The organism is Paenibacillus sp. 2TAF8 (assembly GCF_052114825.1).
Classification (GTDB): Bacteria; Bacillota; Bacilli; order Paenibacillales; family Paenibacillaceae; genus Paenibacillus.
This window is the reverse complement of the sequence record NZ_JBFRFN010000010.1, coordinates 116,808-131,891: the sequence shown is the minus strand read 5'-3', so window position 1 is coordinate 131,891 and position 15,084 is coordinate 116,808. Positions and strand designations below refer to the sequence as shown.

The 15,084-nt window shown below is 43.0% G+C and carries 8 protein-coding genes; all 8 read right to left on the bottom strand.

Annotation, left to right across the window (positions count from 1 at the left end; genetic code table 11):
- The 8 genes from metK to AB4Z30_RS16730 all read right to left on the bottom strand — a co-directional run bounded on the left by metK (nt 1) and on the right by AB4Z30_RS16730 (nt 15,077).
- Nucleotides 1-1,203, bottom strand: coding sequence for a methionine adenosyltransferase (metK, locus tag AB4Z30_RS16765; protein WP_441928350.1), 1,203 nt, complete (start codon nt 1,201-1,203; stop codon nt 1-3).
- Nucleotides 1,204-1,457: 254 nt separating this feature from the next.
- On the bottom strand, nt 1,458-1,733 hold the full coding sequence (locus tag AB4Z30_RS16760) for an alpha/beta-type small acid-soluble spore protein (protein WP_251509509.1): 276 nt from the start codon (nt 1,731-1,733) through the stop codon (nt 1,458-1,460).
- A gap of 147 nt (nt 1,734-1,880) precedes the next feature.
- Nucleotides 1,881-2,486, bottom strand: coding sequence for a hypothetical protein (locus AB4Z30_RS16755; RefSeq protein WP_441928347.1), 606 nt, complete (start codon nt 2,484-2,486; stop codon nt 1,881-1,883).
- A 139-nt stretch (nt 2,487-2,625) separates the two neighbouring features.
- On the bottom strand, nt 2,626-5,298 hold the full coding sequence (locus AB4Z30_RS16750) for a hypothetical protein (RefSeq protein WP_441928345.1): 2,673 nt from the start codon (nt 5,296-5,298) through the stop codon (nt 2,626-2,628).
- 123 nt (nt 5,299-5,421) lie between these two features.
- Nucleotides 5,422-6,264: a hypothetical protein gene (locus AB4Z30_RS16745; protein WP_441928343.1), complete on the bottom strand. Its 843-nt coding sequence runs from the start codon at nt 6,262-6,264 to the stop codon at nt 5,422-5,424.
- 165 nt (nt 6,265-6,429) lie between these two features.
- Nucleotides 6,430-10,053: an S-layer homology domain-containing protein gene (locus tag AB4Z30_RS16740; protein WP_441928341.1), complete on the bottom strand. Its 3,624-nt coding sequence runs from the start codon at nt 10,051-10,053 to the stop codon at nt 6,430-6,432.
- A gap of 516 nt (nt 10,054-10,569) precedes the next feature.
- Nucleotides 10,570-10,911 (bottom strand): hypothetical protein, encoded by a 342-nt coding sequence (locus tag AB4Z30_RS16735; protein WP_441928339.1) that lies wholly within the window; start codon nt 10,909-10,911, stop codon nt 10,570-10,572.
- Between the two features lie 206 nt (nt 10,912-11,117).
- Nucleotides 11,118-15,077: an S-layer homology domain-containing protein gene (locus tag AB4Z30_RS16730; protein ID WP_441928337.1), complete on the bottom strand. Its 3,960-nt coding sequence runs from the start codon at nt 15,075-15,077 to the stop codon at nt 11,118-11,120.
- Between the last annotated feature and the right edge of the window lie 7 nt (nt 15,078-15,084).

Sequence of the window (15,084 nt, the reverse complement as noted above, 5' to 3'; positions counted from 1 at the left end):
TTACAGTCCCGCTTGTGTTTTCAACAGTTCTGCTTTGTCCACTTGTTCCCAAGGAACATCGAGATCTGTACGGCCAAAGTGACCGTAAGCAGCCGTTTGTCTATAGATTGGACGACGCAGATCCAACATACGAATGATGCCAGCTGGACGAAGGTCGAAGTTGTTACGTACCAGCTCAACTAGCTTCTCTTCGCTAACTTTACCTGTTCCATATGTGTCGACGTTGATGGATACCGGATTAGCTACACCAATGGCGTAAGCGAGCTGGATTTCCACTTTGTCGGCCAGACCCGCAGCAACCAGGTTCTTCGCTACATAACGAGCGGCATAAGCTGCCGAACGGTCTACTTTTGTCGGATCTTTACCCGAGAACGCACCACCGCCATGACGTGCATAACCACCATATGTATCAACAATGATTTTACGTCCAGTCAGGCCTGCATCACCCTGAGGTCCGCCAATAACGAAACGCCCAGTCGGGTTGATAAAATATTTCGTCTGCTCGTCCAGCAACTCAGCTGGAACTACAGGCAGGATTACTTGCTCTTTGATATCTTTCTGGATTTGTTCCAGAGTTGTTTCTTCCGCATGCTGCGTAGACACGACAATTGTATCCACACGTACCGGCTTGTCACCGTCGTATTCAATCGTCACTTGTGTTTTACCATCTGGACGCAGATATTCGAGCGTACCGTTCTTGCGCACTTCCGCCAGGCGGCGTGCGATACGGTGAGACAAGGCGATTGGTAACGGCATCAGTTCTGGTGTTTCGTTGGTTGCAAAACCAAACATCAGACCTTGGTCACCTGCACCAATGTTTTCCGTTTCACGTGCCATTTGCTCTGGATCACGATGCTCCAGCGCTGCATTGACACCTTGTGCAATATCAGCGGACTGTTCGTTAAGTGACGTCAGTACCGCACATGTATTATAATCGAAACCGTACTTGGCACGAGTGTAGCCGATTTCCTTCAGCGTATTCCGCACAATAGCTGGAATGTCCACATATTCAGATGCAGAGCTGATCTCGCCAATAACAAGCACAAGACCTGTCGCTACCGAAACTTCGCACGCTACACGAGCATTGGGATCATTTGCCAGAAATGCATCCAACACAGCGTCCGAGATTTGATCGCAAATTTTATCCGGATGTCCTTCAGTTACAGACTCCGATGTAAAAAGATGTCGGCCTTTAATAGACATGAAGTTTCAACCTCCCATAACTATAGTATGGCGATTGCCCGAACAAAACATAACGGCGATTCGTTCACTAGACCCTCGAAGGCGCTTTACAGTAGAATAAGGACACTGATCCGCAATCACGAAGACAAGGATTTTTCAGGTAATTGCCTTAACAAAAAATCAACCTTTCCCTAGTGGAAAAGGTTGCATACCTCATCTGCCATCTTATCGTATTTGTCAAGTGGTGTCAATTAAGGACACTTAATGTATGAGTTCTAGAGGTGCTGTTCTGCCTGACGAATCAAGCGTTTGGTGATCTCTCCACCAACCGATCCATTCTCCCGGGATGTGAGATGTCCCCACCCTTTATACTGTCCGTATGAATGATCACTAATCGCGCCAAGCTCCCCGCCGAATTCGGTATCTGCACCTGCCAGACTTCCGCGGCCGCCATATCCTACATTCAAACCAAACTCGGCAGCAATTTCATACTTCATCTGATCGAGCATCTGACGACTTTCCGGTACAACCTTCTTATTACTTCTAGCCATTGTTCCTGCACCTCCATATGTTGTTGTCTACAGGTATAGAGTGAGCAGGAACATGCCCGGCTAGCCGTATTAATGATTGTTAGAACTGGTTAATCTGAGCAATAAACCGCGTATGAAAGAGAATAATTCCGTGCCAAACTGCACAACCTACTTCAACGTATATCCACCACGTACCATAACTGTCAGGCTGTATTTGTTACCATCCAGAACCGTAATGCCACGTCCGTCCTTTGGAAAAGAAAGTAGGTGATTGGTCGGCGCAGCCTGACCGTTCGTCAGGTCTATCCCGTCCGTCAGATCGGCTACACCATTGATACCCTCACTGACGATCACGGCTTTACCGCTACGTACAATGAACTCCGCGCCGGATTTACCGAGCAGCTGTTGACCCGGCTTCACGGTTACAATCTCCACGGCATCGGTTGCACCCGATACCAGTGGTGGCAGTCCCGGATCTGTGCTCGATCCACCTGTGTTGCCAGTTCCTGCAGATCCATTGTTGCCAGCGGATGTGTTTGGAGTTGTCCCAGTGTTCCCATTCGTTCCATTACTCGTGCCATTACTAGTCGGAAGCTTCCCACCCAAAGCTTGTTGAATCTGCTGATCAACGTAACTCTTCGTTACCACCGGGTCATCTGCGGTTCCTGGCTGAATGGTGCCTGCACCGATGGCTGTACCGTTATATACCGACCCGACCCATACCCCAACACCAATCGTCAGCGCAGCCAGAGATACTTTCATATATGGTTTCATCTGTAATTTGTTCCTCCTCTGGTAATCTATTAACTTTAACTATAGAGAAAAAAGAGCGATGGGACAAGCAAAACCTCGCTCCCATGCATAGGGAAGCGAGGTCTGCAGCTGTAAAAGCTGTTGAAGATGATGATACCAACTATCGATTAGAGTTAGAATTATTGTTGTTACCGTTACCGTTATTGTTGTTCTCTGAACCCTCTTCCGGGAATAAAGGCTCCTCTTTTGGCAACTTGGATGTGTCATAGCTGTATCCTTGTTCTGCCAAGCGGATACGTTGCCCTTCAAATACATCATAAAGTGCAACACGATATGAACCACCACGGATTTTATCAAACACCCTGTCATCAATACTCCAGGTAAACGTCTGGTTAATACCTGTTTTCAGATCCGTGCCTAATCCAAGCTCCTTGTCAAATACCTTACCCGAACCGTCCGTTACGGACAGGATGTATTTATGTGCACTCTCGCCGCTATCTACCGCCTCTTCCTGAGTTAGGGAGTAGATCATTTCAAATGACACCGCAGTACCGCCTGTCAGGAAACCTCTAATATTGGCGCCTGAGAATTTGAACGGATACAGATCAATATCATTTAATGATGACAGTACCGGCAACGATTTTGGCTGAATTTCGAAGGAAGTGGCATTCACATAAGCCGTAGCATCGCCATCGCCTGTAACGAATTTGTTATCCGCGACCCCTTCACCCACGATCAAACGCATATCAGATAACGTTTTGACGCTTTTCGGCACTTTCGCCCAGAACGTTACAATACTCTTCTGACCCGGTCCTGGAATACGGTTCGCCTGCTTCGCTTGTGCTTTGTAATACATACCATCAGCTGTTTTATAGTAACCTACCAGTTTGCCGAGACCATTCTGTCTCAGTGATTTATTGGTCATCTCGAACTCGGTATATACGATATCCGAAGACGCGCCCGGGTACACATAAGTTCTACGTACGCCCAGCTCGGTTTCTTTCTCCGATGTACCTTGCGTGAAGAATTTACCTGAAGACACATAAGCCAGCGGTTGAATTAGTCCAGAGGTAGTGAGCGTAATCCAATCGTTTGTCTCTTGTTCCCCTATTTTTTCCAGCAAAGTCAGCTCCAGACGTTGCATGTTAAGCTCTGATGGAATCTTCGTCAGGAGATATGCCTCCGTTACCATACCTGGACCCAGCAGTTTCCCGCCTTGGGCTTGAATCAGTTTGGTATCCCCGTCGATGCGAGCCGAGTCAATCGTAAACATTGCGCCCAGCTCCGGCAATTGTACCGTCTTCGCCGAAGCGTTACGGATCGTCACCTTGGCCGCAATGATATCACTATCCGTCCATGGAAGACGCTGCAAAGAACCTACCGACACACCAAAGGTTCCTTTGCTGTTTTTGATTACCGTCTCCGTAGTAAGTCCGTCCCCGCTCGTGACCGATTCAGGAATGGTGTAGATGCCTACAGGATAGGAGAATTCAAACCCGGAAGCACCTGTACTCGTGCCCGTTCCTTCTTTGCTCTCGTCCTTGGAGGACGGAGTCATCACCACAAATTTGATTTTGCTTGTATCACCATCTCCTTGGATGGTCGAGGTCAGCTTAATTGTCTTGGTTGATCCTGGTTTTAACTTCAGATCATCCAGTGCCTTGGTTTCGATTGGATAGGAAGTACCATCTTCCGTACGAATCTCCAACGCATATTTAGGTATCTTCACTTCTTTCTTACCTTGATTCTTCAACACCCATTGCATCGTCAGATCGTATTCCTCATCTTCTCCACGTATACGAGCAGATTCCAGAAGAGTCGATACTGTCTGTCCATCAATCGAAATCAGGTTGGGCTGATTCGCTTCCGTATTCACATTGGTTTGACTTGCTTCAGGAAGCTGTAATGCAGCTACAGGCAGAGCAGTCTTCTCTTCGCCCTGTTCTTCCACAAGCAACAGTTCAGACTTGTCCAGCTTCACCGCCGTCGGTATAGAAGCCATTAAACTTAACGTTTTGTTCGCTTGTGCCTGAATGCTTATACCTGTGCTATCCTTGTCCAAAGTTAACGGATAATTCGTACCGCCTGGAGCACGTAAAATCCATTTCACATTAGGATTGTCCAACAGTTTATAGCTGATGTTGCTCAGATTCACGCCAACTTTAACATACTGTTTCTTATTCTCACCCGGGTACACTTTGATACCGGAAACCTTCACTTTAACAGCTGAATCACTAAGACGAACGGTCTTCGTTTTGCCTACGGGTGTCGTGATACTGTACGAAGCAGGAACAACAAATTTCCCGACGGTACTTTCATAGTTCGGCTTACTGAAGTCCCATTTCACAATCAGGAAGTTCAGATCATTCAGCTTCACTTCACGTCCAACCTTCATAACATAAGTCAGATCGACCGTAGAGCCAGGGGATACAGACTTTTTCTCCTGATCCTTGGCAATCAGCTTCGGCGAGAAACTTGTGCCTCCGCTAGTTTTTACTTTACTCCAGTAATCCAGCATCATCATCGGTTTACTGTCATTGTTCTTATACGTCAAAGTATACGTCACGGTATTCCCGTCATTCTGGGACAGAATATTCACGTCCGTCAAGCTCACCGTACTGCGAGCCGTGACCTTCACCGCAGGCACATTCGCCAAGGTATGTACGACTTTATTGGCAGCAGCCGACTTCTTGTTCGCTGCCGAATTATTTGCATTACCGGAAGCCGTCTTGCCCGTATTCGCCGGACTTGCTGCAGCACCAATAGTTCCCCCACTCGAACTGATTAACAACACACTCGATAACAAAGTCGTTATGACCTTTTTATGATCCACTTCCAAACCTCCCATAAGTTGCTTGTTGCTTTATAGTATAAACGTTTGAGAGGGTAAGAAAGTTACGATGTTGTTGGTTTTAGTGAAGTAAATACTGAAACAATATAGTGGACTACTAAAATATCACATTATCGTATCCATATTCTTTGTCGTAAAATATGTGGCGGATTGCGTTGCCTGTATACCATTTGCACGTATATATAGCGCATCTTTCACTTGTACCGCATGCACATCTGTATAATCACCTAAAAAGGTGACTATAATCTTGTTTCCTTCTACCGCTGTTGTGTAATCTACCATCGGAACCAGTGTAGGTACATTTGTTAACCCTATTTGCTTGATCGTTAAATCATATGCGTACAGGTCTGCATCTGCTGTATCCAAATTCTGATTGAAGGGAATGTTGATTTGTTTGTTCGTTTGATCAATAAATGTCCCCTCGGCTAAGCTTACTTTAAGAACTTCGGGATTAGTATGTATATTCTTTGTTGCATAGTATACGGGGGATTGCGTTGCTGGTATGCCATTTGCACGTATATATAGCGCATCTTTCACTTGTACCGCATACTCATCTGTATAATCACCCAAAAAGGTAACTATAATCTTGTTCCCTTCTACCGCTGTTGTGTAATCTACCAATGGAATCATTGCAGGTGTGTTTGTTATACCTATTTGTTTGATCGTTAAGTCTAATGCATACAGGTCTGCATTTGTTGTATCTAAGGTTTGACTGAAAGGTATTTCAATTTTTTTATGCATTYGCAAAATCTCTGTTCCCATTTCAAGGCTTACTTTAAGAATACTGGCATTATCCTCTACTAACACTATTTTATTTTTTGATACAAACTGCTCAGCACTATCACTCGTCATGTTGCCAGAGCCAGATGCAGCGACAACAATTCCCCCACTCGAACTGATGAATAAGATACTTGATAACAATGTGGTTATGACCTTTTTATTATTCACGTTGAAACCTCCTTAAAGATGTTTGTTGCTTTATAGTATAAACGTTTAAGTGGGAAGAAGGTTACGGTGTTGTTAGCTTTATACAACTCACTACCAAAAGTCTACATATAAAGAAAAACTGTTAGAGAATATTATTCTCTAACAGTTTTTTAATAATGCCAGTTATTAAAGAGTTTCTACAACTGGTGTAGTGGAGTTATTAGGTTTCAAAATGGAAACTTTAGTTCCAGTTTGAGATCCGGCAGCACTATCCAATGCATCATTAGAACTCACTTCAACTTTCAATTCTGTTTTAGCAGCATTTAAAGTGATTTTGTCAGTACCAATAGTTTGAACAGTACCATTTGTTTTTTGAATAGCTACACCATCAAATGTGTTAAGTGCTTTATCAACAGTGATTGTGAAGAATGCAGATTGTTCATTCAAGCCACCTGCTGTAGGAACAGCTGTTGGAGAAACCGCATCAGCTACTGCAGTCGCAGTTCCCTCAGTAGTTGCAGTGAACAGAGCTGAAATATCAGCATTAGTATTCAATGCAGTAGAGATTTGTTGAATTGTAGTAGCTGCATCTTTAACAGAGACAATGATAGCTTTACCAGTAATAGAAGCAGTTGCTTCTGTAGTGAGTGTACCATCAACTACTGCAGTTACAGTATAACCATTCGCAGCAGTGCCTTTTGCTTTAGCAGTAAGAACTACTTTGTTAGCAGGGCTAGCATTAACAGTCAATTCTGCTTTTGCAGAAGCTGCTTCAACTTTGTTAGTTACAGTTGATACAGCATCGATACTAACTGGGGCAACTGCAGCAGAAGTAGCTTGAACAGTGTACACGCCAGATTTTTCAGCGCGAACTCCGTTTACACTTTCGATATACTGTGGTTTTTCAACCACTTGTACTGTGTATTTACCGCTATAGTCTTTAGCTTGGCCTGTTGCAAGAATTTCAACTTGAATTCCGTTAGCAGTCCATGTAGTTCTGTAGTCTGTTACATTAGCAAGACGAGTTTTGTTAACTTCATCATCCATTCTGATTTCCAAGTCACTACCGTATTGTGCAGCATTTGCAGATGCCAGAGTTGTAGTGAATGGAACTGTGAATGTGTTGCTAGAAGATGGAATAACTTCATTAGTGTTTAGTGCAACTTTTGGAGCTGCTCCACCGATAGAAGAAATAACACCAGACTTCACATTGTTTCCAGCATATGTTCTGAGCCCGTTGTTTCCAGTTACAGAAACAGAGTTACCAGCAGCATTCAGATCATTAGAAGTTTTGATTACAACAACATCGCCACTGTCTTTAATGGATACGCTAGATACAGTTGCACCACTTACAGTAAAGTCAGTTACATAAGCTTGGCTGATTGCTTGATCGAAAGTCACTTCGATTGTTCTGTAATCTTTTTGTTCTGCTTTAAGTGCATTTGCATCTTTTACAACTACAGTTTTTGGAGCAAATGTTTGAGACAGTACGTTTCCTGCAGCAGATTTAACACCTACTACTGTAATATCACGAACAGTACCGAATGTATTTCCAGTAGTAGGGAATGATGTTCTAACATTGCTTTGAACATATTCTGGGAACACAATCACTACAGCACGACCTTCGAGAATCGGACGAATAGTTGCTTCAGCTGGAAGGCTCTTCGCAATTTTATCTGTCCCATTACCTGTAGCACTCATTTCATAATAGTAGTGACTAGGATCGGAAATACTAGCCAAATCCATTTTCTTATCGAAACTAATTACCAACGTGCGGTTAGTATTATTAGCGTCGATGTCTTTAACCAAATTAGGACGGTTTACGTCATCAACTTTGAACGTTGTGGAGTAATCTTCGATTTGGTTACCCAGAGTAGTTCTGTCTTTAACTCCAGTAACTTTCAGAGAGAACTCACCATCTGGAAGATCTTTAGCAAATGACAATTCATACTCTTTGTAATCAGAACCTGCTACAGGAACAGCACTGCTTACCGGATATACATCGTCACCTTTTTTGATTGAATAGAAAGTTCTGTCAGTTGCATTTACAGCTTTGTCGAATTTAATTCTCAAAGTTTTTGCATTGTACTCACCAAAACGTACATCAGTAACTTTTGGACGAGTCAAGTCAACAGAAGCAGTTACTTTGTGTTCTTTTACGGCATTTGCATTACCGGAGTAGTCTTTCACATCAATGTGCAAAGTAGTTTCGTAGCCTGGCAGACGGTTGTCGTTCACTCCGAAATCAACTTCATATACATTTCCTGCGATTTGTGTAGCTTTACCAGTTTTCTTAGTTGAACCAGACAACCAGTAGAAACTTTCAGACTTAACGCTATCTGGATCAACTTCTTCATTGAAAGTTACAGTAACTTTTTCCAATGTAGCAGTGATTTCAGTAACCGTTGGTCCTTCTTTATCTTCAACTACTGTGAAGTCATTAGTAGCTGCCAAAGATTTCAGACCTGCATAGTCTTCAACCAAAGAAGTAGTCAACTTGTGGCTACCAATTGGAAGGTTACCTGCGTAGTCTTTCAGGATAACTTCTCTCTCATTAGCACCTTTAGTAACAGAACCCACGAATGTTTTATCATTCAGTTGGAAGTTGTTGGATGCAACGTTACGAACTGGCTCAGAGAATGTAACTTTGATTGCTTTATTACCCAGTGATTTAACTTCACTTACTGTAGGAAGTGTGTTATCAGCAGAAGTGAACTTAACGCTGGAAGCAGGCAACACAGTACCAGTGGAAGATTTAACATTTTTCACAGAAATTGTGTATTCCATTGCTTGGCTAAATGTTCCTTCAATCAAGATACGAACTGTTTTACCATCTTCCAACAATGTAGCGGATTTAACCGGCTTAACACCTTGTTGAGTAATGGAGTAGTTGTCTTTGTCAGTTGCAGTAGTTTTGTCTACTTTACCGTCAAAAGCAACGTCTACTTCTTTCAGGTTAGTGGATGTAGCAGATTGCAATTTAGTTGCAGCTTCTACTTTCCAGTTAACTGTGTGTTTGAAGTCACGATCTTTGTATTTGAAAGAAACTTCAGTATCAGTGTTAGCTACCAATGCTTTTTCCAAAGTTACTTTAACGGATTCGCCATCAGTCATTTTGAAAGTAACGACTTTACCGCCTTCGCTTACTTCGTAAGAAGCAACTTTCAAGCTTTGAGCTTGATCAACTGCATAAGCTGCACCAACAAGCAATTGACGGGAAGCGTTAGCTGTGAAGTTAGCGTTAGCGTCTACCAGACCAGCGTTGATTGCTGCTTGAACATAACCTTTAGCCCATGCTGGAGCACTGTTGTTAGTTTCAGCTGGGATTTCCAGGTCCAGTGCACGAGTAAGGATCGTCGCCATTTCAGCGATTGTCACTTTACCGTTGAAGCTGAACAATTGTTTTTCTTTATCTGTACCTTCCATGATACCTGCAGCAGTTACTGCTTCGATGTAAGGAACAGCCCAGTTTTTAGCTGTGTAGTTTTTGTCTTTGTAAGACAGTTGGCCAGTTACTTCTTTCAGGCCGAGCAATTTAGTGATAACTTTCGCGAATTGACCGCGAGTCATCTCTTGGTTCAAACCAGCAGTACCATCTGGGAAGCCTTCGAAGATACCTTTTGCTTTCAATGCATCAAACTGTTGTTGCGGGGAAACTGCTGTATCACCAAATGCTACAGAAGCAAACATTGAGAATGCCATTGCTGTAGACAATGCTACGGATAAAATTTTCTTCATAACCTTTTTTTCTCCTCCTTGGGTGTTCATAACATTTGAATTTTCTTTAATAGGGTCGCTCGTGTTCCTCATATATTGTTGCACCCCCTTTCCAGAGTTCTGAGCAAGTTAATATAAATGATGTCTGTGAGCATATCACAGAAACTTGAAACCTAGTTCAACAATCAGGTTCACACGCAAATAGAGTAGTTTCCTAATCCTACCTACGTATTATACAATGGGTCTTCCGAGTCGTAAAGCAATTTTTTCTAATAAATAGACAAGATTCTTCACGAGGTCATTCTTGGTAAGTTCCCCAATGTTTTTGACTCTACATCTTAAACGCAGTAGATTTCAAAAAGTTGCGCCTTCCACAAAAAAAGTTTTGAATTTATTTATGTATTGAAGCAGCGCGGGGTTGGATGCCATTCAAAACATGTGGAAACCCTTGATATAACAGCATTTCTAGGAACTGCCCCTCGTTTGAGTTCTCTTGCCAACGTTTATTTATACCCTGATCCGAGACGCGTGAAGCGACAAATTCTACTAAAATAAAAAAATAAAAAAGCATCCGTTAGGGATGCTTTTTGAGTAATTCTATGACTTGTCCTAGCGAATTTTCATCGCCAAATCGATAATCTGTGCACGCATTTTGGGATCACTGTTCAATTTCAGATACATGTCATCAATCGCAAGTCGGTTCTCACGATACGTCTTCTCGTGTTTCATCGTTGTATGAGACCAATCAATCAGTTCGTTTTCGGCCAGAACCAGATTATTATACGCATCATGGAAGCCGGTCGTCTGTACAAGCCCTTCCATTACTTCCTGAGAAATCTCCTGAGTCTTACGTGTATCTTCCAGTTTTTTCTCCAGAATGACTGCTTGCTTCTCGAATTGTGTCTTTGCCTTCATGTAGCCCAACTGAGCCTTAGAATAAATCGGTTTCATAAGCTAACTTCACCCTCTAGATCATTGTGTATTTACCGCTATTGTATCTTAATCTCAAGCAAATTACAAAAATAGTTATTGGTAATAATCCTTTTCCTTCTATTATAAATGCGTTCTTTGCCAGTTCATTTACAGTGATAAAAAGGACACGTTCCCTTCACAAAAGGGACATGTCCTTTCAGAATCATATCGGTATGGAATAAAAATTAGCTCAACGTTTTAGGGAATAGACCTGTACTTTTCTTCAGCAGCTCTACAGCAATTTTAGCAGCTTCAGCCCGGGTCATATTACCTTTTGGATTGAATTGGAACTGAGGTTTCTTAGATCCAGCGACTGTAACCGGACTTCCATCCATAATTTTGGCCTTGGTTACAGCTTGTATAGCCGGTCTTGCATAATACTCGACTGAACCAGAGTCAATAAAAGACTTCCCTAGTGCCTGTGACAACTTGTCGTCATTGGCAGCTAGTTTAGCATTCATGGCACGGGCAATCATTACCGCCGCATCTTCTCTCGATATCGGCAACTGCGGCTGGAAGAAGCCGTCACTACGTCCGGTAATAATACCTACACGCGCTGCGGTTTCAATAGCTTCATAGTTCCAAATCTCTGCCCCAGTACCTTTTCCTACATCACTGAAGGTCTGACGTGTTGGAGTTGTGATTGGAATATTCATGCCTTTAACGAGCAACGTTGCGAATTCACCGCGCGTGATCCGATCATCCGCACCGAATGAATTACTCTTCAGCGGCTTCATCAGCCCTTTAGAGTACATCGCATTAAGATAGTTTCTTGCCCAAGGATGGTTCGTAATATCAGCATAGCTTTTGCTCTGTTTCATTACTTTATAATAGCCAAACTCATCAAACGGAACTGTAATGGTATGTTGCTTGGTATCCACTTTACCACCAATAGGGGTCCATGTGCCCGTTCTCGTTTTATCAGAAAGGCGGAATACGGTAATCGTAGAACCAACATCATCTACAATGGACGGATCATATTTCAAAACCAGTGTTCCTCGATTAGACGGTGAAAGAATACGCTCAGGAGCAAATGTAGAGAAGATACCTTCCATACTGTAAGGAGTGATACCATCCGTTGCGGATTTGTAACTGGTATCATTTTTGTTCCCCTGTTCGCCAACGCCCCCGTTAACCCAGTAAATATCCGAGATCAAGGAAAAGTCACCTGTGTCCAATGTAGAAGCGAAATTACCTGAGATCGCAAGCGGTATTTCAATCTTCGGCTTGTTCTCGCCACCAATCTCGGTGTCGTATCCATAATCATTAATCTTCTCTACAATCCCTTTTTTCGGTTCCGCAATACCGAACAACAATTTGTTGTTTGGATAAAACTTGGTTACACCGATGGAGTTCTGAGACTGTAGTACAGTGCCTTTCGGGAAAGACAACTGCAGGTTTTTATTAAATGCCGTATATTTATTGGCTACTTTCGGAGCCATGTACTCCGAATTTGTCGTTACTGCACTTGTGTAGTAGATGGAGATTGTATCATTAATTTTCCCGCCTGGACGGGTAATTTCAATCTTCACCTTGTTCTCTTTATCCGGCTTCAGATCTACGTAATCAAGCACAAAACGATTGTTTAAGTCTGTGCGTTTCTCAGCTGTGTCTTTACCAATTTTAACTTGTGTTGCACCTTCTGCTTCAATATCGAAGCGTACAAAGTTTTTGTTAACGACGATCTGATCACCCACCGTAGGCTGAGGAGCCAAAATGCGATAAGGTGTCGGTTCACGCACAATTTCGATTCTTTGAGTGGAGCGTGCCCCCGTACTGTTAATTAATTCAAGCGTATACACTTGGGTTCCGGGTGCATCGAATTTCAATCCGCGAATCCGGCCAATGAATGCATCCTGATTACCTGCGAAATCCGATCCTGTAAAATCAGCCCCCCCCGTATCCTTGCTGTCCAATACATTGGTGTCAGTCAATGTTTTGCTGCTGAAAATGACATTGGATCCAAAGCTCAAATTAACATTTTGAGCTCCGGCACCTCTGAATACCAGGTCAAACTCTTTTTCACTCGTCACATATTTTCCATCTTTAAAAATAAAGTCAGGAGTCACCGCAAAAATTCTGCTTAGTTTCTCTTGTGTATAGTTGCTTACCGTAGTGTTATCAAAGAGTTCTCTACTTGTTGGTATACGCGTCGGCATGAATGAGGAGATCGTTGAATGGTACGTATCTACCACATTAATTTTCAGAACATTGGTAATGGTTTTGGGTCTGCCACCCGCATCATCAACCACGGCGCGAATTTCAATTGTATTTTCACCATAGTATATTGGGCCAGTCCGTTTGATCGGCAAGCTGAATTTGAATTTTTGCTCTTTTTTAAACTCGATTACAGGAATAGGCGTTGGAGGATCAACATCTAGACTTGGCCCCGTCACCGAAGTTGCAACAGTCGTTGCAGTCAATTGACCATTCACGATCATTTCTGCTTTCAGATCAGCCAGATCTTTGAAGCCCAGCAGTTCTCCTTCTACAGTGACATACTGCTTCCCTGAAGATGAGTCAAACGGATAGGTTTCTCCTGTCTGCAAGCTACTAACATAGATCGAACTGATCGTTGCATAGGTAACTTCCACGATTTTAGCCAGTTCAGGCTCTGTATCATCGCCAAAGGAGAAGCGAAGCTGCTGTTTACCGCTTGCAAGACCATTGATTTCATACACTTGCTGGTTATCTGTTAAGCCATCAACATTCGTAAAGTTTGTCATATCCACCGTCTTGCCCCCTGAAGGCAGATAAACGCCTTTAAGAACGGGCGATGGGATCTTCTTGAGTGAGCTGCTGGATTCTACGAGAATATACATTTTGTCCTCTTGTAATGTCGCTCCGTTAAGCGGTACTTTGGACGTAATTGCAGACCCTGGTTTGAAGTTAGGCAGATAGTATAGGTTAGTGATATCTTGTGAACCTGGCGAGTATAAGTAGCTTGTTGTATATTCTGCACTAAATGCGCCTTGAGCCACCCTTACAGTAAGCGATTGATTCTTGCCTGCAGTCAGGTTGTATACATCATTAGAAGTAAATGTTACCATACGATATCTTACAGATCTTCCGTCAGGACCTGTAATCAGCTGTTCATCATTAGCACCAATAGTAACGGCGTAGGTTTCTCCTTGCACGGTTACTACACCTTCATCAGCGAATTTACCACTGCCTTCAACATACGGAATCAATACTTGTCCAGACAATTTTGCTGTCGTTTCATTCGGATCCGTAAATGTTGTCTTTTCGTCCCTGCTCAATACGGATTTTGTTTCAGTCCCGATCTTCACCTTAAGATCTACAAATGGTTTTGTTTTATCAAAATAATATACGATACGTTCTGTTTCAATACCGTTAGGCTGACCTTCAATTTTAAACTTCAGAATGTTTTTTCCCGGCAACAACTTAATCTGTGATGCGAAGAAGCTTCCATCCGAAGTAACCGGTGGATCAATAGGTTCTGCACCATTAACCGAGAGCGAAACCTGCGTTGCGTTTTTAACCGTACCTTGGAAATCGACGCGCTCTGTATCCACTACCGTCTCTGTTCCTTCATTCAAGTTGTAGCTTACACCACCGCCTGGAACAGTTCGATCTGTATACAGTACAAAGTTCTCAATATAAGGAGCCGGATCATACATCACATAGAAACTGTCAGAGCTTTCTACAGAGCTGTTACCCTGTGTTCCGATAAACGTAATCTTGTTAAATCCTGAAAATAATGCTACATCATTTGCTGTAAATCGATTACTTCCACTATCCGTAATAGCTGTTGTTACAGTACGAGTCTCGTCTGGAGTCCATGTCTTAAGGGTTCCTTGTTCGACTAATTTCAACTGTTCAACTTTTACCTTCAGACTTGATCCACTCACCATGGCGAATGTACCTGTAATTGTCAGCGCTGAGGTAGGGCTCTTATATACCTTATCACGGGTTAGGAAATTCGAATTATCCTTATTTGGAGTAGAATCAAAAACAAGTGAGAGTCTGGAACTTTCTCGAATTGTCTGATCTGATGGCGTGAAGTATGTGGAAAATGCGTCAGCTGCCGAAGCAACGGCCCCACCGAATAGACCTTGTGGGAACAATGAGAGCACCATGGTGACCAACATGATCCAGACCAACGGCCGTTTCTTTTGTTGCATTACGTAT

What these genes read in the sequence shown, in the direction of transcription:
- metK (WP_441928350.1), bottom strand. Translation starts at nt 1,203, where the DNA reads ATGTCTATTAAAGGCCGACATCTTTTTACATCGGAGTCTGTAACTGAA.
- AB4Z30_RS16760 (WP_251509509.1), bottom strand. Translation starts at nt 1,733, where the DNA reads ATGGCTAGAAGTAATAAGAAGGTTGTACCGGAAAGTCGTCAGATGCTC.
- AB4Z30_RS16755 (WP_441928347.1), bottom strand. Translation starts at nt 2,486, where the DNA reads ATGAAACCATATATGAAAGTATCTCTGGCTGCGCTGACGATTGGTGTT.
- AB4Z30_RS16740 (WP_441928341.1), bottom strand. Translation starts at nt 10,053, where the DNA reads ATGAGGAACACGAGCGACCCTATTAAAGAAAATTCAAATGTTATGAAC.
- AB4Z30_RS16735 (WP_441928339.1), bottom strand. Translation starts at nt 10,911, where the DNA reads ATGAAACCGATTTATTCTAAGGCTCAGTTGGGCTACATGAAGGCAAAG.
- AB4Z30_RS16730 (WP_441928337.1), bottom strand. Translation starts at nt 15,077, where the DNA reads ATGCAACAAAAGAAACGGCCGTTGGTCTGGATCATGTTGGTCACCATG.